General features: G+C 53.6%; 32 protein-coding genes. 9 read left to right on the top strand and 23 right to left on the bottom strand.

Annotated elements, in window-relative coordinates; translation table 11 throughout:
- The first annotated feature begins 171 nt into the window (after positions 1-171).
- The gene (locus ACWXTG_RS03895; RefSeq protein WP_480220773.1) at positions 172-1,395 is read left to right on the top strand and encodes a tyrosine-type recombinase/integrase; all 1,224 of its coding nucleotides are present in this window, start codon (positions 172-174) and stop codon (positions 1,393-1,395) included.
- On the opposite strand, the gene ACWXTG_RS03890 is transcribed toward ACWXTG_RS03895, so the two are convergent.
- From ACWXTG_RS03890 to ACWXTG_RS03835, 12 genes are all read right to left on the bottom strand, one after another.
- Positions 1,384-1,611 (bottom strand): helix-turn-helix transcriptional regulator, encoded by a 228-nt coding sequence (locus tag ACWXTG_RS03890; RefSeq protein WP_480220772.1) that lies wholly within the window; start codon positions 1,609-1,611, stop codon positions 1,384-1,386. The two genes, ACWXTG_RS03895 and ACWXTG_RS03890, sit on opposite strands and share 12 nt — an antisense overlap.
- A 170-nt stretch (positions 1,612-1,781) precedes the next feature.
- Positions 1,782-2,186: an ASCH domain-containing protein gene (locus ACWXTG_RS03885; RefSeq protein ID WP_480220771.1), complete on the bottom strand. Its 405-nt coding sequence runs from the start codon at positions 2,184-2,186 to the stop codon at positions 1,782-1,784.
- Complete coding sequence (locus ACWXTG_RS03880) at positions 2,183-2,683, bottom strand: hypothetical protein (protein WP_480220770.1); 501 nt, start codon at positions 2,681-2,683, stop codon at positions 2,183-2,185. The genes ACWXTG_RS03885 and ACWXTG_RS03880 overlap by 4 nt, the downstream gene beginning before the upstream one ends.
- Entirely contained in the window at positions 2,680-2,910 is a 231-nt protein-coding gene (locus ACWXTG_RS03875; RefSeq protein WP_480220769.1) for a hypothetical protein, read from the bottom strand. Before ACWXTG_RS03875 ends, ACWXTG_RS03880 begins: the two co-directional genes overlap by 4 nt.
- On the bottom strand, positions 2,907-3,113 hold the full coding sequence (locus tag ACWXTG_RS03870) for a hypothetical protein (protein ID WP_480220768.1): 207 nt from the start codon (positions 3,111-3,113) through the stop codon (positions 2,907-2,909). The genes ACWXTG_RS03875 and ACWXTG_RS03870 overlap by 4 nt, the downstream gene beginning before the upstream one ends.
- Before the next feature lie 23 nt (positions 3,114-3,136).
- A complete protein-coding gene (locus tag ACWXTG_RS03865) occupies positions 3,137-5,026 on the bottom strand; it encodes a DNA cytosine methyltransferase (protein WP_480220767.1) in 1,890 nt (629 codons plus the stop codon).
- On the bottom strand, positions 5,023-5,289 hold the full coding sequence (locus ACWXTG_RS03860; protein WP_480220766.1) for a hypothetical protein: 267 nt from the start codon (positions 5,287-5,289) through the stop codon (positions 5,023-5,025). Before ACWXTG_RS03860 ends, ACWXTG_RS03865 begins: the two co-directional genes overlap by 4 nt.
- Positions 5,286-5,759: a hypothetical protein gene (locus ACWXTG_RS03855; RefSeq protein WP_480220765.1), complete on the bottom strand. Its 474-nt coding sequence runs from the start codon at positions 5,757-5,759 to the stop codon at positions 5,286-5,288. Before ACWXTG_RS03855 ends, ACWXTG_RS03860 begins: the two co-directional genes overlap by 4 nt.
- 11 nt (positions 5,760-5,770) lie before the next feature.
- On the bottom strand, positions 5,771-8,473 hold the full coding sequence (locus tag ACWXTG_RS03850) for a toprim domain-containing protein (RefSeq protein WP_480220764.1): 2,703 nt from the start codon (positions 8,471-8,473) through the stop codon (positions 5,771-5,773).
- A gap of 95 nt (positions 8,474-8,568) precedes the next feature.
- Complete coding sequence (locus ACWXTG_RS03845) at positions 8,569-8,826, bottom strand: Ogr/Delta-like zinc finger protein (RefSeq protein ID WP_480220763.1); 258 nt, start codon at positions 8,824-8,826, stop codon at positions 8,569-8,571.
- Positions 8,813-9,397 (bottom strand): hypothetical protein, encoded by a 585-nt coding sequence (locus ACWXTG_RS03840; RefSeq protein WP_480220762.1) that lies wholly within the window; start codon positions 9,395-9,397, stop codon positions 8,813-8,815. The genes ACWXTG_RS03845 and ACWXTG_RS03840 overlap by 14 nt, the downstream gene beginning before the upstream one ends.
- 20 nt (positions 9,398-9,417) lie before the next feature.
- Positions 9,418-9,714 (bottom strand): hypothetical protein, encoded by a 297-nt coding sequence (locus tag ACWXTG_RS03835; RefSeq protein WP_480220761.1) that lies wholly within the window; start codon positions 9,712-9,714, stop codon positions 9,418-9,420.
- 58 nt (positions 9,715-9,772) lie between these two features.
- On the opposite strand from ACWXTG_RS03835, the gene ACWXTG_RS03830 reads away from it, so the two are divergent.
- From ACWXTG_RS03830 to ACWXTG_RS03810, 5 genes are all read left to right on the top strand, one after another.
- Positions 9,773-10,126: a helix-turn-helix domain-containing protein gene (locus ACWXTG_RS03830; RefSeq protein WP_480220760.1), complete on the top strand. Its 354-nt coding sequence runs from the start codon at positions 9,773-9,775 to the stop codon at positions 10,124-10,126.
- A gap of 42 nt (positions 10,127-10,168) precedes the next feature.
- A complete protein-coding gene (locus ACWXTG_RS03825) occupies positions 10,169-11,410 on the top strand; it encodes a hypothetical protein (RefSeq protein WP_480220759.1) in 1,242 nt (413 codons plus the stop codon).
- Positions 11,411-11,456: 46 nt separating this feature from the next.
- Positions 11,457-12,503: a nucleoid-associated protein gene (locus ACWXTG_RS03820; protein ID WP_480220758.1), complete on the top strand. Its 1,047-nt coding sequence runs from the start codon at positions 11,457-11,459 to the stop codon at positions 12,501-12,503.
- Between the two features lie 2 nt (positions 12,504-12,505).
- Positions 12,506-13,675, top strand: coding sequence for a hypothetical protein (locus tag ACWXTG_RS03815; protein ID WP_480220757.1), 1,170 nt, complete (start codon positions 12,506-12,508; stop codon positions 13,673-13,675).
- Between the two features lie 319 nt (positions 13,676-13,994).
- A complete protein-coding gene (locus ACWXTG_RS03810; RefSeq protein ID WP_480220756.1) occupies positions 13,995-14,882 on the top strand; it encodes a hypothetical protein in 888 nt (295 codons plus the stop codon).
- Here the strand turns inward: ACWXTG_RS03810 and ACWXTG_RS03805 are convergent.
- The 7 genes from ACWXTG_RS03805 to ACWXTG_RS03775 form a co-directional block, all read right to left on the bottom strand.
- Positions 14,845-16,119 (bottom strand): contractile injection system protein, VgrG/Pvc8 family, encoded by a 1,275-nt coding sequence (locus ACWXTG_RS03805; protein ID WP_480220755.1) that lies wholly within the window; start codon positions 16,117-16,119, stop codon positions 14,845-14,847. The two genes, ACWXTG_RS03810 and ACWXTG_RS03805, sit on opposite strands and share 38 nt — an antisense overlap.
- On the bottom strand, positions 16,119-16,550 hold the full coding sequence (locus ACWXTG_RS03800) for a phage tail protein (RefSeq protein WP_480220754.1): 432 nt from the start codon (positions 16,548-16,550) through the stop codon (positions 16,119-16,121). The genes ACWXTG_RS03805 and ACWXTG_RS03800 overlap by 1 nt, the downstream gene beginning before the upstream one ends.
- Before the next feature lie 5 nt (positions 16,551-16,555).
- A complete protein-coding gene (locus tag ACWXTG_RS03795) occupies positions 16,556-18,805 on the bottom strand; it encodes a phage tail tape measure protein (RefSeq protein WP_480221203.1) in 2,250 nt (749 codons plus the stop codon).
- Positions 18,806-18,817: 12 nt separating this feature from the next.
- The gene (locus tag ACWXTG_RS03790) at positions 18,818-18,937 is read right to left on the bottom strand and encodes a GpE family phage tail protein (protein WP_480220753.1); all 120 of its coding nucleotides are present in this window, start codon (positions 18,935-18,937) and stop codon (positions 18,818-18,820) included.
- Positions 18,938-18,945: 8 nt separating this feature from the next.
- On the bottom strand, positions 18,946-19,236 hold the full coding sequence (locus ACWXTG_RS03785) for a phage tail assembly protein (protein ID WP_480220752.1): 291 nt from the start codon (positions 19,234-19,236) through the stop codon (positions 18,946-18,948).
- A 70-nt stretch (positions 19,237-19,306) separates the two neighbouring features.
- Positions 19,307-19,819, bottom strand: a complete 513-nt coding sequence (locus tag ACWXTG_RS03780) for a phage major tail tube protein (protein ID WP_480220751.1) — start codon at positions 19,817-19,819, stop codon at positions 19,307-19,309.
- A 14-nt stretch (positions 19,820-19,833) separates the two neighbouring features.
- Entirely contained in the window at positions 19,834-21,021 is a 1,188-nt protein-coding gene (locus ACWXTG_RS03775) for a phage tail sheath protein (RefSeq protein ID WP_480220750.1), read from the bottom strand.
- A gap of 195 nt (positions 21,022-21,216) precedes the next feature.
- On the opposite strand from ACWXTG_RS03775, the gene ACWXTG_RS03770 reads away from it, so the two are divergent.
- Both ACWXTG_RS03770 and umuC read left to right on the top strand, forming a co-directional pair.
- Positions 21,217-21,666, top strand: coding sequence for a LexA family protein (locus ACWXTG_RS03770; protein ID WP_480220749.1), 450 nt, complete (start codon positions 21,217-21,219; stop codon positions 21,664-21,666).
- Entirely contained in the window at positions 21,647-22,960 is a 1,314-nt protein-coding gene (umuC, locus tag ACWXTG_RS03765; protein ID WP_480220748.1) for a translesion error-prone DNA polymerase V subunit UmuC, read from the top strand. Before ACWXTG_RS03770 ends, umuC begins: the two co-directional genes overlap by 20 nt.
- 366 nt (positions 22,961-23,326) lie before the next feature.
- On the opposite strand, the gene ACWXTG_RS03760 is transcribed toward umuC, so the two are convergent.
- The 3 genes from ACWXTG_RS03760 to ACWXTG_RS03750 all read right to left on the bottom strand — a co-directional run bounded on the left by ACWXTG_RS03760 (position 23,327) and on the right by ACWXTG_RS03750 (position 25,026).
- The gene (locus ACWXTG_RS03760; protein ID WP_480220747.1) at positions 23,327-24,172 is read right to left on the bottom strand and encodes a DNA adenine methylase; all 846 of its coding nucleotides are present in this window, start codon (positions 24,170-24,172) and stop codon (positions 23,327-23,329) included.
- Complete coding sequence (locus tag ACWXTG_RS03755; RefSeq protein WP_480220746.1) at positions 24,093-24,290, bottom strand: Com family DNA-binding transcriptional regulator; 198 nt, start codon at positions 24,288-24,290, stop codon at positions 24,093-24,095. Before ACWXTG_RS03755 ends, ACWXTG_RS03760 begins: the two co-directional genes overlap by 80 nt.
- A gap of 133 nt (positions 24,291-24,423) precedes the next feature.
- A complete protein-coding gene (locus ACWXTG_RS03750; RefSeq protein ID WP_480220745.1) occupies positions 24,424-25,026 on the bottom strand; it encodes a DUF7338 family protein in 603 nt (200 codons plus the stop codon).
- Positions 25,027-25,059: 33 nt separating this feature from the next.
- Between ACWXTG_RS03750 and ACWXTG_RS03745 the strand changes: the two genes are divergently transcribed.
- Positions 25,060-26,106: a tyrosine-type recombinase/integrase gene (locus ACWXTG_RS03745; RefSeq protein WP_480220744.1), complete on the top strand. Its 1,047-nt coding sequence runs from the start codon at positions 25,060-25,062 to the stop codon at positions 26,104-26,106.
- On the opposite strand, the gene ACWXTG_RS03740 is transcribed toward ACWXTG_RS03745, so the two are convergent.
- Complete coding sequence (locus ACWXTG_RS03740) at positions 26,018-26,398, bottom strand: hypothetical protein (RefSeq protein ID WP_480220743.1); 381 nt, start codon at positions 26,396-26,398, stop codon at positions 26,018-26,020. The genes ACWXTG_RS03745 and ACWXTG_RS03740 overlap by 89 nt on opposite strands.
- Between the last annotated feature and the right edge of the window lie 219 nt (positions 26,399-26,617).

Genomic DNA, 26,617 nt, shown 5'->3' with positions numbered 1-26,617 from the left:
AACTTTCCCCGGTAGCAGTGTTACACACCCCCCTAATTCCTTGTATATTTTGCCCGGTTAGTTGTGCGCGGAGGTTCGCGTGCGTTCGTATACATCCGGGGTAAAAGTGGGGTAAGAATTCGGTGGTTTACCCCTGATTTAATCTGATTTTTACCCCAGCAATGAAAGTGCATGATGAGGCGGGGATTATCAGATATCGAGTGCCGGGTGGCATCCAGCCCGGATAAGCCAGTCACCAAATATGCCGACGGCAATGGCCTTTTTCTCTGGGTCTACGCTAACGGCAAGAAGAGCTGGCGCTTCAGGTACAAGTACCACGGCAAGGAAAAATCTCTCACCCTGGGGAATTACCCGGATTTAGCCCTATTATCAGCGCGTAGGAAAGCGCTAGATGCGCTTGAAATGCTCGAGCGCGGCCTAGACCCTTCGGCGCAAAAGAAACTCGCCAAGATCAATCAGAAAATCGAGGCAGCCAATACTTTCGAGGCCGTGGCCTGGGAGTGGTTTGATAAGCAGGTGCATGCCTGGGTGAAAAGCCATGCCATCGACGTGGAGCGGCGCATTAAGATGAATGTGCTACCGAGCATTGGGCAACGCCCGATATCCCAAATTACCGGACCGGAGCTTCTGGCGATGATTGCCAAGATCGAGAAGCGCGGCGCCTTCGACCTGGCTCACCGGGTGAATGGACTGTGCGGGCAAATATTCCGTTATGGCATTGCGACCGGCCGCTGTGCCTACGATCTGTCGGCAGCCATCCGGGACGCCATCACTCCTCATCAGAAAAAACACCAAAATGCGGTTGAGCCGGAAGACTTGCCAAGGCTGATGCATGCCATAGCCCGGTATCACCAAGAAGGTGATTTGAGAACACAGCTTGCGTTGCAGTTGTTGGCCCATACCTTTGTACGAACCAATGAGTTGATTGGTGCGACTTGGGACGAAGTTGATTTCAAGAAGCGTGTGTGGGAGATACCGGTCCAGCGGATGAAAGGAAAGCACGCTCACAGGGTGCCTTTGACAGACAGCTCGATCGCGTACCTGGAAAGACTAAAGAAGCTTGCCGGTACAAGCAGGTTTGTATTGCCGGGCCGCAATGCATTAGTGCCGATAAGCAATAACACAATGCTGTTCGCTCTTTATCGGCTAGGTTATAAGGGCAAAATGACAGGGCACGGATTCCGCGCAGTGGCATCTACGGTCCTGAATGAGAGTGGCTTTAACTTTGACGTTGTGGAAAAGCAGTTGGCGCATACCGAAAAGGACACTTCCAGAAAACCCTATAACCGGGCGCAATACATGCAAGAGCGAGTGAAGATGATGAAATGGTGGTCAGAGTATCTGATAGCGATGGAGCAGGGCAGCGAGCCGCCCATGGCTCCATCAGGGGCATGACAAGGTTGAGTCCCTGGAATTGATCTTGGCTTCGATCCATGCATCGATTTCTGCCTCGACCCATACCGACTTTGCGCCTACCTTGATGGGCTTGGGAAATCCATCATTTTTGATGAGCTCGTATAGGGTGGTCTTGGAAAACTTTACCTTACGGCAAACATCGTTCACTTCCAGGAGCAAATAGCCCTGGATCTCGCTTTTGATTGCTTCAGTCATAGCTGCTCATCACCTTGAGGTGGTGTTCTTTTGCTTCCCTCACGGTTTTGAAGCAAGCGATGGTAGAGCTGCCGTAATGCAGGCAGAACGGCTTTGAGACATTTGCCGCAAAGGAAATCCTCCACTCCGTATTGCCATATTGCATGTAATACTGGTCAATCTCTTTCCACTCAAGCATCGCCGCTGTTTTCCATCAACGCGTGCATTGGGACATCGAAAAATCCAAGCTGGCCTTTCCAAGCGACTGGCTGCAGCGGAAACGGATCGGCCAGTACGAAAGCATAGGATTCGGGAATATACCAAGGGCTGCTATGCCCAGGGACGCAGTCGATCAACTTGACCTTGGCAATGATCATTCCTTTTAGCTCGCACAGGAATTCATAAGCAGGGATGGTAATACCGAATTCCTTCGCGATCCATTCAGCGACCCGGTTATGCTCCTTGCGAGTATATGTTTTGCTCACATGTATGAGCATTGGACCGCGATAGTCGGTTTTCCAGTCGCGGTTTTCTACGTCCTTGATGCCTTGTTGGATCAGCCAGGCATAGGGTTGGCGGATGGATAGGGTTCTCATTGGTACTTCCCTTTCATCAATTCACGTATCTCGTTTTCCCGGTCGATCTCTGCCTTCACCTTGTGATAGATCAGCTTGCGGGTGGCGTGGGGAATGGCGCGATAGAGCTTGCGCTGGCGCTCGACCACCTCGGCAGCGGCATCCAGTTCGGCCATGGTCATGGGCTTCTCGTATTCCAGGGATTTCGCCAGACGGCGCAGGGCAGCGTCGTCATAGTCGGCCTGCACGTGGTCGGCAAGCTGGCGCCAGTAGTCGATCCAGCCGGATAGCGCGGATAGTACGTCCATGTCCTCACCGGAAATGCCCATGATCAGCCAGCCGGACGGACCCCATCGCAACTGACCGTTGCGCATGCCAAGGAACAGTCGATCGATGGTGTCGAAGGTGTCGATTTCCTTGGTGTAGCGGGTATCGAACTTGAAGGCGCTACGGTTGGGTTTTACCCTTGCCAACTTGGCTTCACGACGACGCTGGGCGCGGTTTGGTTGTGGGCTCATTTGGTACCTTCCTTTCGGAAATAACCGCTGACATTGGCAGAGACATAGCCGTTGGCGCGGATGAATTCCAGTTGCTCTTCGGCGTGCGCATGGTCGATAGCCAGGATGTAGGCCGACAGGGTCATGTCGTCGATCTCATGGCGGTATTGAATGGCAAAGACATACCATTGGCGGCCAGCGTCGTCCGTGAATTTGGGCTCGGGTGGTATTGGCAGGTTGGTTCTCATGCTTCCACCTTCCCAGCCAGGGCCACGACGTGATCCGGGATTTGCCGGCGGAACTTGTGGACCATCTGCCGCAGGTACTGGTCCTGCTTGCCGGACAGTACCCGTTCCGGCATAAGTTCGGCCATGTGGCGCATGCTTTTGGCAAAGCGCTTCATACTTGAACCGGGCCAGAATGTGCATTGACCAAGGGCTTTTGCCATCACGATTTTGCTCTTGTGTCATCACATCACCTCTGCGCTACGCTGAGCGCGACAGCGACAGGGCGCACCCAGATCGGGGTTGAAGACAGGACAAAGGTTTCGCCGGACCAGGCCAGCAGCAGCGTGGTGCCCATTACCTCGGCAACAGCCTCGGCTGCATCGGGAGGGACAAGGTTGCCGATGTGCTCGCGCCATTGTGTGTCGGACATGCCCTCCAGGTGCAGGTATTCCTCCGGCTCGACCAGGGACTGGATGACGGCCAGCTCCAGCGTAGTGAAAGGACGATGCCAAGTGCCATCCAGGGCGCGGATCACGGCAATCGTCTTTTCGTCGGCAGCCGGCAGGCGCGGATCGGCAACCGACCAGCGGCCGTTGTCATGACCTGCAGAAGCGGAGACGGCACCGCAATGCTGATCCCACGGCACTACGCCGTAATGGCCGCCCGTGAGGTAGTGGTCGCCTTTGCCTCGATCGAGGCCAGTCCGCGGATCCGCGACAGACAGCCATCCGCCCTGAACGCCCTTGCCGCCGGCAATGACGGTGGAGGAATGCTTGTCCCAATCCATGACGGATAGGTTGCCTGGCCGGCGATCCCATGACGGCCGCGGGTCAGCGATCGCATAGGCTCCCTGGTCGTCTCCGCCAATGACAGTTCCGGTGTGTCGATTCCAAGGGGTAACAGCGTATTTGCTGAAAACAGGACCTTTCGGCGGCCTTGGGTCGGAAATGCATTGCCCGGTGCCGTGTGCGCCCGTGATAGCCCGGGCTTCTTCCGACCATGGCACGATGCGGAATTCGTTAGAGTGCTTTGCCGGGCCTTGGTGGCGCGGGTCCGCCACCGAGAAACCGCCCTGTATCGGGCTGCGCTGGCTGGTGACGGTGCCGGTGGGTTCATCGAATTTCCGCACGCCGAGTTGCCCATATTCGCCGCCTGCGGGAAAGCGCGGATCCGCAACGGAATAAGCGCCGTTGGTCGGGCTAGAGTGGCCGGCAATCGTGCCGCTTGGCTTGTTCCAGTCGCGCACTCCCAGGTAGCCGGCATGGTAGTCCGGCACGATCAGGTAATCTCGCAACACGCCGTCCTCCACGGCCAGCTTGTTCAGGCTTCTCCAGTCGCTGCCGGCCTCGACGAACGCCAGGCGCACCCAGGTTTTCCATTGCAGGCTGGGAATGCGGTGCATCGGGCCGGCAGAAAGGTCGCCGGGTAGCGGCATGCGGCCGAGCAAGGCGCCGACGGGCTGCAGACGCTTCTTCTCGGGTTCGTAGAGGAAAGGCGGCACCTTTTCCAGGTGGCGCGCGACCAGCAGGAAGCGCTTGCGGCTTTGCGCAAGCCCGCCCAGCTCGCCGCAATCGTGGGTGGTCTCCGCGACGGCATAGCCGTAGGCAGTCAGCATGCCCTCGATCTGGTCCAGCAATGGCCGGCCACGGTTGGCGATACGCGGCACGTTCTCGAACACGATCAGCTCGGGCGGATTGTCCTTGAAGGCTTCCAGCATGAGCCACACGCCGCGCACCGTCAGGCGGTTCAGGGCCAGGTACTTGTTGGTACGGCTGCGGCCTTCGGGCAGCAACCCGGAGAATCCCTTGCACGGCGCCGAGAGGAAGACGATGTGCGGATGCTCGTAGCCTGCGGCTTTGAGGATGTCGCGCGGCATGGCCTCGCGCCAATCCGCTGGCGGTTCCTTGCCGTGGAAGTGGGTGTACTGGTCGCGGTCGAACAGGTCCATGACAGTACCCGGCACACCGACCAGCCGGTCGAAATCCTTGATGGCGGCCGGCGAGACGTCGATACCGCCCAGGCAGCGCATCTTGCCGATCAGGTTACCGACACGCGGGTTGGCCTTGTTGAAGCCCTTGGCGCCGCCGCCGATGCCGCAGAAAAGGTGGAAGTGGCGAATTTCGCGTGTAGAGATCATAACTTTACCTCCTGTTGCGCAGTGCCTTGCAACGTTTTCAGCTCTGTCTGCATCACGCAAAGGTTGCCCAGGTGCTCATCAATTGCAGCCCTCAGATCACTGAGGTGGTTCAAATCTAAATTGACTTGTATGCCAGCATTTCCAGTATCGATACGAAGGATTGAAGCGATACGGAAATCCTTAGGATCAATACCTGTTATCCATGTCGAAAAATAGATTTTCGATCTATCAGCATAAGTTTCACGGGTTGAGAGGTGGTTCATGCTGCGGTCCTTTCCGTATCTACGAGGGCTTCTTCCTTGGCGACGGCTTCCCTGACGGCGTCGACCAGCAGCAGGAAGGTGGGATCGTGCGGATTGATGGCGAAATTCTGGATTAGCTCCAGGGCGACCATGGCGTGGTGGGTGTTGAGTTCCAGCAGTACGCGGCCGATATCGAAATACTGGTATTGCTTGTCGCCGCTCAGGTGGCAAACGAGATAGCGGAGGTTGATGCCGGCCACGGTGTTGCCGAGGATTTCCAAGCGGTAGCGCAGGAACGGGCTGACTTCCTTGGGCAATGCCTTGACGGCGTACTCGGTGTCTTCCTCCAGCTTGTCCAGGGCGTCGATGACCTTCTGCATCTGCGCGTCTGTTTTCTGGTGGAATAGGGTGCCGTCGTGCACGGTTGCGATAACGCCCAGGCTGCTTGTGATCAAGCGCATCAGGGGTGACTGCAATTGAGAGTTGAGCATGATGTCTCCTTTCATGGCTTCTTAAAAACCCAGCAGCGGAGCGTGTCAGGCCGTGCTGGGATGTGGACGTCGCGCCCTTTGTTGTAGGCATCGTTGATTGCGCTGTTGACTACCGCGCCGGACTCGACGAATTGGTACCTGCGACTGGTGCGCAGGAGTTTCTTGAGTTCGCCCAGGTCAGGGATTTGCTGGCGCTTTTCCGCGGCGACCTGGACGAAGTGGTTGAGATTGACCGCGATGAGCTCGCGGTCGCGGTGGTGGTTGAGGCGGGGCTCATCATCACTGCCGTTGAGGTATTCGAAGATTTCCCAGAAGGACTGCACGGTCGGGTTGTCTTCGCTGCAGGCCTTCTGTCGATCGATGGCCATGTCGGCCAACTCGTCGTGCGTTGCCTGGATGTAATCCGGATTGATGGGGATGACCAGCTCCAGGCAATCAACCAGGGCCATGACTTGGGCATGGTTGGAGATAATGCGCATGATCTTGACGTCCTTGAGCTGCTGGAGCATCGGTTCGTATTGCGCGAAGCGTTCCAGAAACCGCTCCATCACCTTGGCTTCGGCCTTCATGGCCTTGACGATGAAGCCGGACAGTTCGCTGGTTTTCAGGCGGCGCAGGCTGTCTGCCAGCTTTTTAGTTTCGGGTGTGTGGCCCTCTGTGGTGTTCTTGATGTGGACAATGCGCTGCAGGACGGCCGGGTCGGCGGAGACCTCGGCGTTCTGGCTGATGATGAGGCTAGCCCGGAAGGGCGGCTCGTAGGTCTCGTTGCCGCTGTTCTTGACGCCGCGAGAATAGATGGAGCGGCCATCGAACAAAGGCTTGAGCTCGTTGAAGTCGAACTGCTTGCTATGGCTACCCTTGTCGTCGGTGCGGCGGTCGCCCTCAATCAGTACCACGGGGAGGTTCGCCACTTGAGAGAAGTTGCGGGCGCGCGCTGCGGGGCTGGATTTGGAAGGGTCGAAGCCTTCATATCCCTCGCGGCCGAACAGCCGCCAGAGAAATTCGATTAGGGTGGACTTGCCTGAGCCGGGCTCGCCGATGAACTCCAGGAAGGGGAAGGACTTGTGCTTGGCGCGGATCTGTTCGGCGAACAGGGAGCCCAGCCAGTAGGCCAGAACCACAATACCCTTGGCACCGTAGCACTTCCAGATGATGTCGACCCAACTGGTATCGAAGTCTTCCAGGTTGGTGTTGATCTCGATATCCATCACGCGCAGCAGGCTCTTGATGGATATCTTGCCCACGTCGAAGAAGTCTTCATCGTTGAGGGCATAGGTGCGGCCATCCTTCACTGCCACATCGTTGAACACGTAGGTGCCGTGCTCGATGCTGTAGCCTACGAAGTTGATGGTTTGGACCGTCTTGATGTTGTAGAGCTGGTCTTCGATGATCTGGTCGAGGTGGTGGCTTTTGCCGCTGAATATCGCGCCTGGGGCGATCGAGATCAGGCGATCCTTGAAGGTGGCTGCCTTGGTCAGCTGGCTACCGGCAAAAGTGTTCTTGATGCTGGGGCCGTCGTGGGGAAACTCGACGCGCAGGTAATACCAGGATTCATTGGTGACCAGGTCGGCCTGGAAATAGAGCGCGGTGAAGTTGCAATTGGCGATTTCGAAGACGGTGCGGGACTCGGCCAGCGCCTGTTCCCGGATTTTTTCTTCATCCATGTATTCGCCATCACCTTCGTTCATGCGCTCCTGGACTTTTTGGCGGGCCTTGGCGAATTTGTCGAAGTCGATGAAAAACCAGTACATGCGGTTGTCGTGCACAAACCAGAACTGGCCTTTTTCGGTGTAGTTGTACATCAACAGCGCTTTGTCGCTGGGGCTACGTGCGAGCAGCAGGGAGCCGTTGTAACGCGCTTCCTTGATGGCTTTTTCATCCAGGCGGTTGCGCGTGTGCAGGTCGTTCCAGTCCAGCCTTTTGCCGTGCTTGTCCTGCAATTGCGCGGCAAGGCATACCCAGCCCCTATCAGCCGTCTCGCGGGCGTATTTCTTGATGTACTTGCTGCCTGCCGGGCCGTTGTCAAACGCCCAGATCAGCTTGGGATGGTCTTTGTCGGCAGCATTGCATTTCTCGGCGAGCTGCTTGAGCCATACCCAGCAGTTGTTGTTGCAGGACATGGCGCTGACAGCGGCATAGCCGTTGAGCCAGAGTGAGATGGCGTCGAAGATGCCTTCGACGATCCAGATTTCCTTGGCCTCGGTGTAATCCAGGCCGGGGATTTCCCATACCTTGCCGGCATACTCGCCCTTGAAGGTGGCCTTGCGCTTGCCGAAGCGCTCGGGCTTGTCGATGATGCGTTCCCAATAACCGATGCCGGGCAGCGCGAAGCGGACGGTGGCGCTGCCTTCATTGAGGTCGTGATCGAAATATGACTCTTGGGTGTACCAGCCCTTGAGCTTGTCGATATCGAAGCCCCGGCTTTCGCGCAGGTAGGCATCGGCCGCCGCGTTTGGGTTTTCAGGCGTGGATTTGTAGCGCTCGCTCCAGGCGTTGAACAGGTCGGGATAGAGCTCCTTGACGTGGTACTCGGCGCCGCAATTGTTCAGGCGGCCGCACTTCACCACCCATGGGGCTTCCTCGTGGGTGTATAGCTCCTTTTGACCGCAGGACGGGCAACGGCCTTGGCGCAGCCATTTGCTGCTGCCCTTGGTCTTGAATTCGAAATCGAAAACAAGCCTTTTAACTACGTCGCGGTGAAGGTCAGGATTCATGCTGTGCTCAAGTTTTTGGGTAAAAAAATCCCTGCACCCTGAAAACAGGGTGTTGCCGGGTGGTTGCTGGGGAGGGCGAGAAACTCGCCTATGGGTTAGCCGGTGGGTTCGGCTGAGGGTATGGCCATCATGGCGTTCACCTTTTCAGAAAGGGGAATGTGCACCTTGGGATTGGGATTGCGACTTGGCACGATGGTCAAGATGGCCGTGGTGACACTCTTCCAGGTGTGGCCGCATTCAATGTTTGTGCATTGAAAATAGGTCTCGCGGCTGATCTCGGACACGTGGCGGCTGGTGCTGATGCGCGCCTTGGCGTGGCAATGGGGGCAACGGTTGAAACTAGACTTTGCCATTGGTTTGCTCCATCAACTGCGCATCAATCACGCGCTTTGCGCTCTGCATGGCGGTGATGGCCAAGGTGAGCGTGTGTTGCGCATGCTCAAGCTCGCCGGGGTCAACACCATCCACCAGGGCAGCCAGCGCCTTGGCTGCCTCGGAGCTTTCAGCCAATACGCTTTCGAGCATATCCAGCGGCCGGGCCGGATCGACTTGTACCACCGGCTTGGCGACCATACCAATACCGCCTAACGCCAGGATGGTGTTGACGGTCTTGGTGCGCAGATCGACAGGCAGCGCGCCGAGCAAATAGACGGCCAGGTTGGCCGGCAACAGGCCGTTGTCCTTGGTGATGTCGTCCAGCCAGCGAAACAGCTTGTTTGCATTGATGTGCATGCGCTGATATTCATCACCTGAACCGTTCAAATTGAAGCTGATGCCGGAGAGGCCCTTGGGCTGGAGGTCGTAGAAATGGCTGATGATGGTATCGGCCACCGTTTCCCGACTCCAGCCTTTGCTGTCTTTCCATTCGACAATGGCGCCGGCGATGACGGCAATCAGGGTGCGCTCGTGATAACTGTCTCTCATGATGGCTTGCACGATCATGGTTAGACTTGCCTCACGGGTGCGGAAGAAAAAGAGGTACCGGTCGGGGAGGATCCGGCACCTTGAGGTTCGGCAGTGAACTCGGGGGAGGAAGCTGCCGAATTTAAACCGGGGGCGACGATAGGGAGGCCAGCCTTGTAGGCGTCGTAGGCCAGCTTGGACTTAGCCAGCTCATGCTGCTTGCAGTATTCATCATGCTGGGCCAGCTCTTCAGGAGGTAAACGGAGCGCAATGGGTTTTTCCTTAACCACGCCCGGAGCGTTCCGGCTGCCTGCATTCTGTTTGCGTACATGAGCCATCGTCTATATTCTTCAATAGTGTTACACAGTGAATCTATTATGAAAACAATTGTTTGCAATGTCAACAATTAAAGACAACTTTTATTTGCGATTGAGGGATGAGCGTGATCGATTAGCCCTATCTCAATCGGCTATCGCTGAAAAATGCCAGGTGAGCCGTGTGATTTGGGGCCGGTATGAGAGCGGGAGCACGCTGCCTGGTGCAGATGTTCTTATGCGGCTTGCTGATTTAGGTGGGGATGTTCTTTATTTATTGACGGGCGAACGAGGTGGCGGTGTAAACAAAAGTTTTCATGATGGCGCAACTTACACGAAACAAGATGTTGCCGAACTTGCTGATGTGTTCGCACATACAAACGACGAGGGGAGACAGGCTCTGATGAGTCTGGCTAGGTTTATAAAAAACAAATAAGCCAATAAGCAGTACTGGCTTAATACTTGGGGGAAGTATTAAGTGATCAAAGAACTCGACAGCCTAAAAGACAAGCTTAAGAATTTGTATTTGACCTTAAAGGATAATGAGTCTTTGCCAGGATGGCAATTTCCTCAAGTAACAAATACGAGTCTTAGATTTAGTATCGATTCCATAATTCGAATGTTGGAAGAGTTACCTCAGGATTTGCAGATTAGTGAATTTGAGAATTCGATCGCTGAGCAATTTTGCCATGGACTTGAAGCGTTAACTAATGGCACTGCTGTCCACCTCAATCAAAACTCCACCAATAAACAAAACGCCCAAGCGGCAATGCTCCATACCCTACAGCAAATAAGATTTTTCATTGAGGATATCAGTCCAAGATGGACAAGAATCGTTGATCCAGACCTTTACCCAGAAAAACTGGCAAAGCGAATAAAGGTAGTGAATTCTAATTTACAGCAGTTGGAGCCTGAACTCAATTCCATTAAAAACAAACTTGATCTACTAGGCCAGGCAGAGAAGATTAATAATGAGCTGCCGTTAGAGCTTGAAGAATTGGAAAACGCCAGAAAAAAACTTGATTTAGTTAATGATGAAGCGGGGCAAAGAATTAATGAAATAACCAATAATAAAGATGCTGCCGAGCAAATGTTAGAGAGAATCGAGATTCTACATGAGCAAGGAAATGATTTCATAAGGCAGTTAAGTGCATTACACCGAATTGGAACATCAACTGCCCTCGCAGGTGCTTTTCATGCACGAGCAAATGAACTTAATAAATCAGTTTATGTGTGGGGGGGAATACTTCTGCTTGCATTAATTGCCGCCTTAGTAATTGGATGGCTTCGATTGAGTGAGCTTAACACTTTACTTACATCAAATACACAATCTTATAAAATTTGGATAATGTCTTTTTTCTCTGTGCTGGGTGTTGGTGCTCCAATTTGGGTGGCCTGGATAGCTACCAAGCAAGTAGGGCAAAGGTTCAGACTTGCAGAGGATTACGCTTATAAGGCCTCTGTTTCAAATGCCTATGAGGGATATCGAAGAGAGGCAAGAAATTTTGATAATGAGATATTTGAAGCAAAATTATTTGGTACCGCATTAGATCGATTAGATGAGGTACCTTTAAGGCTTGTAGAGCGTGAAACACATGGAAGTCCTATACATGAATTTTTGAGCTCACCTGTATTTCAAAAGCATTTGGATGCATCTGGAGAGTTGAAAGATGAATTTATGGACTTTTTAAAAAGAATAAAGTCATCTGGCAAATATTAGATGATTAATTAATCTAAAATTTAACCATATTTTGGGAGGGGAAGTAATGGCAATTAAGAATTTTGTTCTTCATGAAGTTCGCCGTGAGAAAGATGCTGGAGAGGTCAAGGCCACTTATAGAGGCGAGGTAGATGATCCTAAAGTACTGACCCCAAATCTCACCGAAAGGCTCATTTCTCTGTTTTCAAATGCTAGCTTGAATCTTGGCGGTTTTGGGGTCGATGGCGATTTCACAGTTGAACCACCTTATGAGCAATATATTACTCAATATTTGAAAGATAAAAATCCTGAGTCTTTCTTACAATTAACTCGAAAAATGGCAGAGAAGTTTGAAGCTGTGTTGAATGAAAAATCAAAATCCACTGTAAAAGGTGGATTTCTTATTTTCTATGAATATGAATACAGGAATGATGATTGGATTGCGGTCGCTATACTCCAAATGACAGAGGGTTTGGATATTGATGGTGCATTGAAAGTAATTGCTTCGAAAACATTCAATCTTGAGAAGTTACACTTGGGAGCTACTGTTAATTTGACAAGGTGGAGCGAAAAGACTCATGAGCGTTACATCCGTTTTAAAACGGGTTTAGCTGGTGAATTAAGAAATTATTTCCAAGACTATATTGGATGCACTCGTGATAAAGGCGCATTGGTCACTGAGACAAAAGCTTTAAAAACTACCATTGAAAAATATGCTAAAGAAAAGCTATTGGTTGAACCAGAGCATGTCCAAGAGTATTTGGATTTGGCTCATACATATATTTCATCTCGGTTAAGAGCCGATGAGCCTGTGCTGTTATCTGAATTGAGCAAAGCAACATTTTCTGCTGATCCAGATGAATTTATTAAATTTGCTAATGAAGGTAATGCTCTGGGAGAAGAGTTATCTATTGATCGAAAAGAATTAAGAAAGTTTGAGAAAATATCACACAAATGGAAGGGCATTAATTTAAGCTTTGATAGGAGAAGTTTAGGATCAACGGTTAACTATGAAAATGGTAAAATAACTATCTCTGATATTCCTGATGTATTGGCAACTGAGCTTGAAGAAGAAAAAGCTTCTAGAAAAAAAGACAATTCATCCGATGAATAACGATGATTGATAAATTTCGATATTATAAAGAAATTAAGGGCAGGCTCAATGCGCTCGAGGTGCGTGCATCTAATGATCGTGTTGGATCGTTGGTGCTTGATGCCGATAATATTTCTTTACTAAAGTCACTTTCATTAAGTGGACTGGCTGATTCTCAAATAAATAACCCTAAAGACTTGGGTGATGTCGTTGATATTGAGAAACTGGGAGAAGCTCACCACGAGAAAATTTATGAAATCACTCTCAAGGGATCTTTAATAAAAGAAAATTGTTTTTTGGGGGAGTCTTGGGATGAGTTTCTTTCACATTCTAGTTATCTACTCATTCCTCCTGAAGCAATTTATCTGAATGACGAAGATACCCTGATTGGTGAAAGCTATCCAAATGCCAACTTCGAAAGTTTTAAATCGATATCATCTTTAGTTCAGAGTATTGAGAAAATTAAAGATTATTCAGATTCAACACTATGGGGAATTATTTATGGCAATAAAATTGAAATTGGTAAATTTGTCGATAAAAAACTATTAGATAAGACTATTGACATAGAACCTATTAACCGAATCCTTCTTGAGGATAGTCATACTGAAGCAAAAGTAAATCTGCTGAAGAAAACTATTGTGAAGTTTGTTTCTGATTGCGATAAGAATAAACGATTGGAATTTCTTGTCGATAACTTTGACAGGTTTGTATCTGAATTTTTACTTAATTTCGAAATATATGTTTCAAACTATAGCTTTGATAAAGTTCGCTCGGAGTATGAAGAGAAAAGAACTGAATATATAGCAAAGGTAAATAGTGTTTTTCAGGATATATCAACAAAGTTGATAATTTTGCCTGCCCCACTATGGCTTGCAATAACTCAAATTAGTTCGAGTGCAAATCCAATTGATATTGCAAAAAAAGGAGGTGTTGTAGCAATTACAATTTTTATTGGTGTTTATCTGGCAGCTACTATATATGGACAATTTCAACTATTGAAATCTGTGAACAAGGAGTATTCTGAACTTTTTTCTAGGCTGAGAAATGAATATCCTAATATACCATTGTCAGAAACAATACCTTCAGAGTTGAAAAATAGATATGAGGCAGTATGGTGGCAATTAATGGTAGCAGGCATTTCAGGCATAGTAATAATAATAATTTCGTTAGTCATTATTTTCATGTCTATTTGACTTTAAAGGGAGTATAGGAGCGAGTGGCGTACTAGTTTAGCTGAACCTGTGGTTATTAATAGTAGTATCAACATTAACATAGTAGTAAACAAAAACCAGTATGTTGGCGGTGCAAGTCCGCCCATAGAGAAGATATATAAGCAATCAAAAACTAAACCAAAACAAACAGTGCAAAATGGAGGTAGTCAAAATGGCAAAAAAACATGTCACTAAAATTACACTTAAGTTTACACCATGGGTAGCTGGTCTAGTTATCGCCTCTGTGCTGGGAGTGAGTGAATTCTCCACTCGGCCCTATATTCCTTTTAGTATTATTTAAATGTCCTCAAAAGACTTTGAGCCTGTTTTAAGAGATAAGAACTATAAATACGAAAGTAAATCTTTATCACGTATTAATATTTTTATTTATTGGCTGACAGGTATAGTTCTTGTAATTATAGCTTTAGTTTTTGGATTTTATTTTTACAATTTTCATGATGCGATTAATATCAAGCAAGCAAACTGGGGGGAGTTTGGCGATTATGTAGGAGGTGTTCTTAATCCGATCATTGCTTTTTCAGCTTTGCTAGCTCTCTTGGTTTCTATAGGAATTCAGTCAAAGGAGCTGGGTGCGGCAAATGAGCTTTTGAGTCAATCAAATTCTGTATTAAAGAAACAAAATTTTGTCGTATTTTTCTTCCCAATGCTTAGTATGCATTTGGATTTTATACGCCAGATAGACTATTTTGAAATAGATGATTATGGTAATGAGATACATAAAAATGGAAGAGAGGCTTTTGAGAAACACTGGGAAAGTCTAATTGTGCATATTAATGCACAAGCTAAGCAAAAATTAAATGCCAATAATAATGAGAAGTTATCGATTGAGGATATTCAGATAGCTCTTGAAGAATACAGTAGTTTAGAGGTTGCAAATATTGATCCTTACTTAAGCAATCTAACTTCTATCCTTATTATTATAGAAAATTCAGAATTGTCAGAAGTAGATGATTATTATTCACTCTTGACTAGTAATTTCTCGCGCCCTCAATGGGCTTTTCTATTTTTAATTTTAGCAGATCCCTTTTATAGAGTAGCAGCAGAAATCATGTCTAAACGGAATTTATGGCAACTCAGCTACCTTCCTGAAAATAATTACAATAATTTGATAATTAAATACTATGGAAGTCTTATTGGAGGTGAACCTCCAAATCCAAGGAGCTGGTAAATCCAGAGCTTGCTATTGAGTGTACTACTCTCGCAATAATCCAATCCGCACTATCAATCGCGGACTTCCATCCCTTCACCTCAGCCGGCAACTCAGGATGCAGTTCAGCACGTCCCAGCGCCAGGCTGATGCTGAAAGTCGCCACGCCACGCACCATGCGCCGATATTCCGACCTGGCCGCCCGGATGGCGTTTGTGCGGTTGGCGTAGATATGCCTGAGCGTACGCACGTTATCCGCGCTGGCCTGTAGGGTCGGCGGGGCGTAGGTGTCGCGGGATTCCTTTTTTTCCGGCTTGTTCAGGTTTTTATCCGTGATGGTCACGGTGAGCACTTCCCCAGCAGCGCCCTTGTAGCGCGCTACCACGGCGCCGTATATCTGCTTGCCAGCCTTGAGTTGGCGAAATTTTTCACGGGCGTTGCGCGTGGCGGCAGCCTTGCTCGCGTAGGTTTTTTCAATGGTGTAAGTGCGGCCGGTAGGCGTGGTGTCGACCAGGGCTTTCTCTTCCGCGGCAGGCTGCTGCGCGATGTTGCTTTCATCGATGATGACCTCGCCTTGTTTGCCGGTGCGGGTGTCTTGGAAGATTGCCTTCACGGCAGTGGCGCCGTCGCGGTCTGCCACCGTAAAACGGTGGGAGTCTCCATCCTGCCTGGTGATGGTGACCTTTTCGAGGTGAAGGCCGGATGCCGTGACCGACTCGCCCGTGGGCATGAACAGCAAATTGCCGGCCTTGACGTTGGCAATGGCATCGAACATGCCTGCCAGGCGCGTGATGAAGCTGATATCCGACTCGTTGGTCTGGTCGATATGCTCGATGGACCTGCCGGCCAGGGAGGCGGAAATGATGGGGTTGAGGCCGTGCTGGCTTGCGATCTTGCGCACGATATCGCCCACAGTGACCTGGTGCCAGCTGTGTTCCTTCTGCTGCGTCAGCGAGCCGCGCAGGTCCGCGCTGCGCGCGCGGATGGTCAGGCGGTCGGGCGAGCCGGTGTGCTCGACTTCGTCAACTGTGAATATGCCTTTTTGCACCAGGCCGGTATCCTGCCAGCCGAAGGCAATGGAGAGCTTGACGCCGCGCATGGGTATCTCGAGCTGGCCGTCGCTATCATCCAGGTTGATTTCCAGCTCGTCGGCCTCTGTGCCGCGGTTATCGGTGAGGGTGAGCGATTCCAGCCGGCCGTTGAACCTGGGGGTGATGTCCTTGCCGTCTTGCAGGATTCGGTAGATGGGCGTCGGCATCAGCGCACCATGTCCAAGACCGTTTCGTTAAGGGCGCCGATGGTGTGCAGGTCGTCATCGCCCACGCGGGCCAGGCCAATGGTGAAGTCATAGCGGCGGGCGGCGCCATCGCGGAAGAAGTGGTCTTTTTTGATGTCGAGAGACTCGATCACGAAAAAACCATAGACCCGTCCTGTGCCTTCCACCAAGCACCATGCCTCGCCTGTATCGCCCATGTAGCGCAACAGATCGAGCGCCAGCGAGCCGCCGGTGAGTTCCGGCAGCAAGGTGCCGCTCAGGGTAATGATTTCATCGTCAGGGCCGGTGAATTGCCGGGCAGGTCGTTTGCCTACACGGGAGTTGCTGGGATGGCGCCAGGCGATACGCTGCTGGAACTCCTGGTAGGGCAGGGTGCCCATCTCGAAAACGAACAAACCTAGTGCGAGCATCATGGTGCTTAATCCCTATCCGATAGGCTGCTGCGGCGGCGGGCAAGGCCGCGGCGCTGATGTTCAGCCAGTTTCTTATCCACCTCAGCCGCGACCTGCTTTGCATCCATGCCGGGGGCGGCGTTGACGGTGATGCTGGTGTTATTGGTCTGGTTGCCCTGGCCAGCCTGCGAGGCGCGCACGACTTGGCGCTGGCGCAGCCGGACATGGCCTACATTGGGGCCGTCTGCCACCCTGACGCCGCCCACGGCCGGCGTATCGGTGGTGAAGAATTCTTTCACGGCCTTGATGCCGGCCAGGATGGGCTCAATGAAGGACTTGAACTTGGCGCCTATCGCGTCGAAAGTCTTGATGAAGAACGCCTTGATGGGCTCCCAATTCTTGTAGATCAGCACGCCGGCCGTGACCAGCAGCATGATAAGGGCGAGGATGGGATGAGCCATTGCCGCGGCGCGGAGCACGGCCAGGCCGCGGCCAAGGGTAGTCAGGGCGCCGGCAGCGGTAACGCCCTTGATGCCCAGCATGGCAAGGCCAAGCCTGAAGGCGAGCATGGGACCCATGATGGCCGCCACGGTGAGCAGCAGGGCGCCCGATGCTACCAGCAGGACGGCGATGATGGCGGCGGTTTTCATGAGGGCGGCCGTGAGGACCGGGTGTTCCTTGGTCCAGCTGCGGATGCCGGTTGCGATGTCGCGGATCAGCACCATGAGGTCGACCAGGGCTGGCTTCAAGGTTTCGCCCAAGCCTGTATCGGTATTGAACAGGGCGTTCTTCGTCATTTCCCATTGGGCCGACAGGGATTGATTGCGACGATCCGATTCGCGCTGCATGGAGCCGCGGGCTTCTTCGTCGTTTGCCAGCTTGAGCTGGCGGCGCAGCTCGCCTATGTTCTGCGCGAGCTTGGAGGCATCATCGCCGTATTCCTTGCCGAAAAGGCGGGTTGCCGCTTCGAGCTGCTGGTCTTGCGGCAGCTGCTTGAGGGCTTCCAGTACCTGGATGATGGTGTTGGTAGGATCCATGGCCATGTTCTTCTGCAACTGGCCGGCCTCCAGGTTGACCATTTCGAGGCCTTTCTGGAAGCGCTTGGATTGCATGTTCGCCACGCTGAGTTCGCGGATCATGGCGTTGGTGGCCGTGGCCGCTGTTTCCTCCGTTGCGCCCAGGCTTAGGAAGGTACTGCCGAAGGCGGCAGCATCGCGGAAGTTCATGCCGGCAGTGGTGGCGATACCGGCAATGCGCTGCAGGACCTTGATGATGTCGCCGCCCTGCGATTGGGCATTGTCATCTAGCCAGTTGATGGTGTCGCCCAGCTCCTTGATGTCCTTGATGGGGATTTTATAGAGGTCTGCGATCTTGCCCATGTCCATGGAGATTTCATCGGCGGGCAGATCGAACGCCGCCTGCATGATGGCGGCAGCCTCGGTGAAGCGGGCGAGGTTGTCGGCACCTTGTATGCCCATGCGCGCGGCACCTTCGGCCAGGCTGTACATTTCAACAGTGGTCAGGGGCAGACGTTCGGACAGCGCCATGAGCCTGGCTTCCATGTCGAAGAATTCCTTGGTCAGGCGGTTGCTGCTGTCGTAGGCGCCATCCATCTGCTTGGCGAGACCGACGCGGGCGTCTTCCAGTGTGGCGAAGTCCTTGATGGCGCGCATGACGGGTAGGCCGGTGGCAACGCCGGCGCCCAGGATAGCGGCGCCGGCGCCAGCGATCTGGTTGCGGCGGGCAATGCCCTTATCGTATTGCGCACGTGCAGCGTGCATGGCCTGCTGGGCTTTGCCCTGGCGCTCGAGCGCCTTGGTTTGCCTGTCCACCTCGGCAGTGGCTGCGGCAAGGTCGGTTTTCAGGGTTTTCTGGTAAGTGTTGAGATTGCGGGTGCTGACGCCGCTTTCTGCCATGGAACTGCGTAGGGCCTGCTGCTTCTGGATGATGCCGGAGTGTTCCTGCTTGAGTGCGGCACCCTGGCGCTTGAGTTTTTCCAGCTCGCGCGTCATGGCGCGGGTCGGGGCAGGTGAGCTTTTGATCTCACGGGTAAGGTTGGCAATGCTGGCCTGTGTGCTGTCAAGGCGGACCTTGGTTGTGGCGGCATCCTGGCTGAGTTTACGCCAGGAGTTCAGCTGGCTTTGCTGCTTGTCCAGTTCCTTGACCCGGTCGCGCGCAGCCTTGAGGGCCTTGGCTGTGGTGTTGCCCGCCTGCGTGATTTGCTTGAGCGGGTTTGTGGCCTTGTTGACCAGGGACAGCAACACCTCAAGTTTCATTTTATCCAAGGCTTAATCCTCTTTTGTTCCGCTGCGCTCGATCGCGCCATCGTGCCAACCGATCAATTCGACCAGGTCCATGGAAAACATCTCGGATGGGGGCCAGTGATAAATGGCCGCGATGTTCGCCATGAGGTCTTCTACTCGGTCAGGGAGACCGTCTGCTTCATGGCTCGCGGTAGCAAAAAACTTGTCACCGCTGTGCCGAGCTGGAACAGGTCGGCAGGATCGAGGCTGCTGACTTCCTGCTCGGTCAAGACAGGCTCGCTGATGCGCGGCAATACACGATGCAGGGCGGTGACTTCCATCTGCAGCAGGTCGGTCAGGCTGACGCCGCGCAGTTCGCCGGAATTGGGCTTGCGCACGGATATTTCCTTGATTTCCTGCTCGCCGCGCTTGAGTGGCTTGTCGAGGGTGATAACGGTGTTCATGGTCGTGTCCTTTCAGGGTTTAAAAAAAGCCCATGGCATGAATGCGCATGGGCTCAGGAGGAGATGGTAGTTACAGCCCGATTGCCGCGCGCATTTCGGCCAGCCTATCGACGCCGTCGACGATGAAGATGAAGTTGAGCAGGTCGATTTCGATGACGTCGATGTTGTTGACGGTGAGCCGGTAGTAGGTCAGGCTGGACTTGATCTTGGTGTTGGCATTGGCCTCACCACCCTTGGCCGTGCCGTTGTCGATTTCGACGTGGCGGCCGCGGACGCTGATCTGCACTGCTTGGACGCTGCAGTTTTCGTCTTCCTGGTAGGCGCCATTGAAGCGCAGGGGAATACCTGCCACGCCGACATAGCCGTATTGCGCCATGGGGCGGAGATCGAAGCCCTTGATAGTCCATTCCAGCTCCAGCTTTTCCTGGCCGAGGTCGAGATCGACGGGGCCATCCATGCCGGCGCCGCGGAACTCTTCTAGCTTGCGGGTGAGCTTGGGCAGGATGATTTCGTCAACCAGGCCCTGGAAGGACTGGCCGTCGTCGAATAGGTTGAAGTTCTTCAGTACGCGAGGCATTGCCATGGTTCAGGGTCCTTTTACGCTTGAGCGATGCGAGTGGCGAAATCGGCCAGGTATTGATCAGTGATCCGCTGCTTGAAGGTGAGGTCTTCAAGCGGAGGCACAGGGGTGTAGTCGTAGTCGATCGCGAGCTTGCCGTCCTTGAGCAGGTCTGGTGTGTTGGCCTCGGGGTCAAACCATGCCTTGCCGTCGATGATGTAGCCGTTGGTCTTGAGGCTGCGGAACTTGGCATTGATACCATCAATGATGTCGCGCACCAGGGAGGGGTTCATCGGCAGGTCAACGGCCCAGGCGTGCGCTTCGGCCATGGTGTCTGCCAGAACCTGGGCAGTGCGGGTGTAGTTCTCGAAGGCAAACAACGGATCCGTCGAGCAAGTGCGGGAGCCCCAGAAACGGTAGCCCTCGAAGTTGATGAGGGTGGTGACGTCCGCCTCGTTGAGATAGCCGGCATCGGTAGCTGGGTCCTGCAAGTCCCAGAAAATATCCTTGCTCAAGCCGACCACGCCGTTGACCGGAATGTTGGAGATGGTCTTGTGCCAGCCGATCTCGTTATCCAGCTTTGCTCGCAGGCCAAGCGCGCGGGATACGGGGGAGGAGATGGCATTGGCCGTACCTTGCCAGGACATGAATTGAGGCCAGAGCACCATGACTTCGCGCTGGCCGAAGTTCTCGCGATAGGCGACGGCATCTTCTTTGTTTTCCGCACCGTGGGCATGGACGTAGGCAAAGGCGCGGAGCTTTTGCGCGATGGTGACCAGTTCGGTCGCGACGGGCAGGGTGTCGAGATACGGCACGCCAAGTATGCGGGGCGTGATGCCCAATTGCGCCTTGGCTGCCAGCAATGCCTTCATGCCGGTGTATTGGCCGTCCACGGTGGTGGTGCCGATGATCTTGGTGTTCTGGTCGGCCTCCTTGGCGGCGGCGGTTTCGCCTTCACCTTCAGCCACACGGACAATGACCGAGATGGTGTTGGTCTGGTCGACGATGTCGTCCAGGGACTTAGCCAAGGTGCCAGATTCGCCAGCCTTGCCGATGGCGGACTGGATGTTGGTGACCAATACCGGCTTGTTCAGCGGGAATGCAGCTGGGTCTGCATCATCAGCTGTACACACCATGCCGATGATCGACGTATTGATGGTGCGAATCGGGCGGATGCCCTCGTTGATTTCGATGATACGCACGCCATGGTGGTAGTCTTGTGCCATCTGCATTTCTCCGGTGATCTGACGATTGGAGAAAGCATGCCGAATATGCTGAAAATAATCATGGAGGTGTTGTTCTAAGTGAAAGGTACAGAACAAAAAGAGCTACACCTGGCAGTTGAAACCTGAAAGTCACCACGGCATGGTATGTGAAATGTCATAGCCTATTGTACGAACGTACAATATAATCGTCCTGCCATGAGTTGCACAGTTTTCTATCATCCCGTCCCGCCTGAAGAAGCCACCACGCTGAAATTACCTCTATTCGAGGGCATCGTCCGCTGCGGCATGTCCCGCTTTCCCTCGCCAGCCGAAGCCTTTGCCAAGGAGATGTTGGACCTCAGCAAGCGATTGATCAGCAATCCCGCTTCTACGGTGTTGAGCTATGCCGGGGATGATTCGATGATTGATGAGGGTATCTTTTCAGGCGATTTGCTGATCATCGACAAGAGCCTGTCCTATGGTGAAGGCAGCGTGTGTGTTATCCCGTACTACGGGGAATTCATCTGTAAGAAGCTGCATCTGGAGGGCGACCAGGTGCAGTTGCTCTCGGCCAATCGCGCGGCCAATTATCCCCCCATCATTGTCAATGAGGGCGAGGAGCTCTCTGTCTTTGGGGTGGTCAAGTATGTTATCCATCAACTATAGACGGCAAGTCTATGCCCTGGCCGATGCCAACTCCTTTTACGCCGAGGCAGAGCGGGTATTCAGGCCGGACCTGATCGGCAAGCCGATTGTGGTGCTTTCGAACAATGACGGTTGTATCGTGGCGCAATCCAAGGAAGCCAAGGCAATCCTGGAAATATGGATGTGTCGGCCCTGGTTCGAGCTGCAGGAGCAAGCCGAGGCATTGGGGGTGACGGCCTTCACCTCTAACTACGAACTCTATGCGGAAATGAGCAATCGTTTCATGCAGACGCTGAGCCAATTCACCTTCCGCCAGGAGGTCTATAGCATTGACGAATCCTTCCTGGACATGACCGGTATCCGGCGCGACCTGAGCGAGTACGGCCAGGAAATCAAGGCGACGGTGAAGCAATGGACCGGGCTGCCGATCTGCGTCGGTTTCGGCCATAGCAAGACCCTGGCGAAGCTCGCCAACCATTGCGCGAAGAAGCAGCCGCAATGGGAAGGCGTGTGCGATTTCACGGCGCTGCCCGAGCGCCAGGTCGACGCGATGCTCGAGCAGCTGGAGGTCGATAAGGTGTGGGGCGTTGGTAGCCGCCTGGCAAAGCGGCTACACCAGCTAGGCGTCGAGAATGTCTTGCGGTTGAAGCGGGCTTGCCCGCGCCGGATCCGCGATGAGTTCGGCGTGGTGCTGGAGCGAACGGTAAAGGAGCTCAACGGGGAATCCTGGCTCGACCTGGAGCAGATGCTGCCGGAGACGAAGCAGATCATGTCGTCGCGCTCGTTCGGGCACCGCATCATGAACATTGAGGAAATCGAGCAGGCCATCACGCATCATGCGAGCTACGCCTGCGCCAAGGCACGGCGGAAAGGGATGTATGCCCAGGCGCTGCAGGTGCATATCGAAAACTCGCCGCACGACAATGCCGCGTACTACAACCCGGCCTTGATGGTGTCGCTGCCGGCACCGACCAACGACACGCGGCAGATTACCAAGGCAGCCCTATGGCTGTTGCGCAAAATCTATAAGCCTGGCGTGCCGTACCTCAAGGGCGGCGTGATGCTGATGGAACTGACGCCACATGGCGGCCAGCAGATGGACCTGCTTGGTTATTCTGGCGACCTTGAGAAGTCAGGGAAGCTGATGGCGACGCTGGACAACATCAATAATCGGTATGGCAGCGGTACGTTGCGGCTGGCTTCCGAGGGCGTCAGCCGGTCGTGGGAGATGCGCCGGGCGATGAAGAGCCCAAACTACCTCAACGACTGGAATGATTTGATTGTGGTGAATTCAAAACGAGCCATGGCACCTTAAAAGTGTGCGTTTATCAACATTGGTGCTTTTAATCAAACAGTGCAGTAAAGGATGACCTGTCCGGCTAACCAAGCAATCGTCAGCAAAATGACAAACCATTCAAATATACCTAGCGTTCTCCGCATGATTTCATCATCCCAAACATAGTTTTATCTGTTTGCCCAGATTTATCAGCAGTTTGTAGGCAATATTCATACCTATGCCCAATAGATAATAGGGAGTAACTCCTGAGGCGCTTATGAAGAGCTTCAGTTGCTAGGCCATGCGTAATATTTACGCAACAAAAGTGCTCATGTTGCACATCAGTGACTTATGGGCGCTTTTAGCACGACTCCCATAGGGTTATCCACAGAAAATGTGCATTGCTCAGAATAAGCCGCTGGCTGCCAAGGGATCGAAGTTACAGATCACGAGCTCCTGGCTGGTTTGTGGGGTGTTATGCGTATTGGCTACGCTGTACTTGATGCCGAGCTGCTCTCCATCCAGGATAGTCAGCCCGTCATAGGCCTCTCTGATCGCCGGATGATCGTTGAGGCTGACCATGACCTTGCCCTTGCACCGCTTCATGAAGGCGGCCATGTCGGTGTATTCCTGATAAGGAAAATCGACGCCGTAGCCTTCGGTTTCCCAATAGGGGGGGTCGCAATAGAAGAAGGTATGCTGTCGGTCGTAGCGCTCCATGCAGGCAAGCCAGTGCAGGTGCTCGACGTTGGTGCCGCCGGCAAGGCGAAGATGGGCAGCGCTGAGGCTTTCTTCGATGCGCAGCAGGTTGACCATCGGCGCCGTGGTAGCCGTACCGTAGTTCTGGCCGTCGACCTTGCCGGCGAAAGCGTGGTGCTGGAGATAGTAGAACCTTGCAGCGCGCTGGATATCGGTCAGTGTTTCAGGCCGCGTCATCTTGCTCCACTCGAACACCTGGCGCGAGCTGATCGCCCATTTGAATTGCCGCACGAATTCTTCCAGGTGATGGGCGAGCACACGATAGAGGCTCACCAGGTCGCCATTGATGTCGTTCAGCACTTCGACAGGGGAGGGGTGCTTCAGGAAGTAAAGCGCGGCGCCTCCGCAAAAGACCTCGACGTAACATTCGTGTTGGGGGAACAGGGGCAAGAGCTTATCGGCCAGGCGGCGTTTACCGCCCAGCCAAGGGATTACTGGAAGTGCCTGCATGATGGCTGCGATCTCCAATGTCAGACGCTCCAGGGCGTTCATGTTTGGCGCTCGCGGCACTCAGGATATTCAGGTACCCACACCGTGGGCATTTGATTTCAAGCTGGGTGAATAAGCCCATTCCTAGCTTCTTGTTGCACACACAACGGATTTCTCGCATATGACCTCTGTGTTACACTCGCCCCCGCTCGACGTCGGGCAAGGGAGCCTTGGCAGATATGCACAGGTCACTTCTGTGTGTTGATGTGGCCCTGACCATGTTCCTGCATGGCCAGGGTCGCTCTCTCTCTTGGTTACTTGTACTTCCTAAAGCCTACCAGCCTATTGGCATACAACGCCCGAGGGAAGCCTTTGTGGGTCTTCCAGCCGATATTGATGGATAGGTGGCGTTGCCCGTAAAGCGGGACTTGTGCTTCCAGCTGAAAACTATTGCTGCGCGTGGTCAGTAACCACCATAAGCCATGATCCTTCATGCCATGCTCGCGCTTGGCTTCCTCGCTTAACAGATCCCGGCCCAGCAGGTTATAGAGGAACCCATAGCCGCAATTGCGCCAGAGCCACATGACGCGGCAATACCAGCGGAACCAGGCCTTGCTGTCATAATCGGCCTGTGTGGCGACGCGCGCGAATTCGAACCAGTGATCTTCGTTGTAAGCACCGTACCACCACTCATCTACCGCGTTATCGTGGGTTTGAAACCACATCAGCGGCCGTACGAGGTAGTCCCGCGGCATGAGCAGGGTGGCATTGCCCTGGCGCTTGACTCGGTCGGTCCTGTCTTCAGTGCGTATAAACAGGGCCACGACAGGTGCAAGGATGTAGCACATCAGCTCGATCAGCAGGCTTGGAAGCAAGAATACAAGCCAGATCACGCCTATTTTTAACGCTTTAAACATTGATTGCTCCTATTAAAATCGCGGCTTTTGCCAATGAAAATCCGCCGTCCCAAGACCCTGACTCTTTCCGAAGCCATCGACCGCTACCTCAAAGAGGTTTCCCCTCACAAGAAGGGCCTGGCTACAGAACACAGCCTTGCTCGCCGCTGGAAAAGCACGCGTTTGGCTGGCCGTCCCGTCAATCGCATTCGCAACACCGACCTGATCGCGCTGCGGGATGAGTGGCTGGAGACTCTGGCCCCGGCTACGGTGGTGCGACGGCTGGCGTTTATCAGCCATGTGTATACGGTACTGCGCAAGGATTGGGGATGGACCGAGCTGGCCAACCCGGTGGAGCTTGTGCGACGGCCGACCGTGGCCGATGCGCGAGACCGGCGCTTGTATACCAACATCCGCCTTCGCGGGGTATCGCAGACGGAGTGCCCGCGTAACGAGTTGGACTGGCTGATGCGCCACACGCAATCCGCCGAGCTGCCCATCATCATGACCCTGGCCGCCGAGACGGCCATGCGGAGATCGGAAATATGCCGCCTGCAGCGGCAATACGTGTGGCTGCGCAACAATTCCGTTTTCCTGCCGGACACCAAGAACGGCAGCTCCCGCGTGGTGCCGTTATCGCCCTGGGCATACGATACCTTGCGCAAGCACCTGGCTGGCAAGACTGCCACGCGCGGGCCGGTATTCAGTATGTCGCCCGATGCGGCGAGCCGGGCATTTGCCCGTGCCCGTAAGCGCGCCAGGCGTGCTTATGAAGCCGTATGCACCAAGCACGGCCGTCGGCCGCATCCTGACTATTTCCGCGACCTGCGGCTGCATGACCTGCGGCATGAGGCGACGTCGACGCTGGCGCCGATCTTCGGGGTGCATGAGCTGGCGGCCATCACGGGACATCGTGACACGCGGATGGTGATGCGCTACTACCACCCGACCGGGCGCGAGCTGGCGCTCAAGATTGCCAAGAGCACACACGGCCGGTCGCAGATCAGCCGCATCAGGGCAATGCAGCAGGTTCAACCGTCTCTCCCTCGATCTCTACCCCATCCGTCACCACAGGCTCTGTCGTCAGCCAGTCCGGGATAGGCCCACCTCCGTCATAAATTACCTGATCGCCGCCGACCTCGACCGTGGCGCCGATCTGATACTGCACGCCTGTACCGACCAGATACAGGGTATCGCTGCGGTGATCTTCAACGACCGTCCATACGCCATCAATACGGCGCACCACATAGCCTGCTGGGGCTTCTGGCGGCTCATCTTCGTACGCACCAAATGGGACGTTGTATTCACCTGGTTGCATGGCCAGCTCGTTTGCGGTAGCTGGGTAGAGTAAAAATCCGGCAATATCGGTCTGCCAGACAGGTATGGTGTTCATGCAAATCTCCTTTGGTTGGGGGAAGTAACACTGCAAATGTCAGAGCGCTCGGATCGCGGCAGATCGATGACATTAGAACCCACTCGCATGGGATTTTTAACCAATATACTTATGGTGCTGGCTCTTCTGCTGGCCCTCAGCATACTGGCTCGCGCTCCGGGGTGCTCTCCACGCCGACGGATACCACAGGAGGCGCTGAAACGCGGCCGCGCAATACAG

It is taken from the genome of Methylobacillus sp. DLP286, from assembly GCF_056636515.1.
This window is presented reverse-complemented; position numbering and strand designations above follow the sequence as displayed.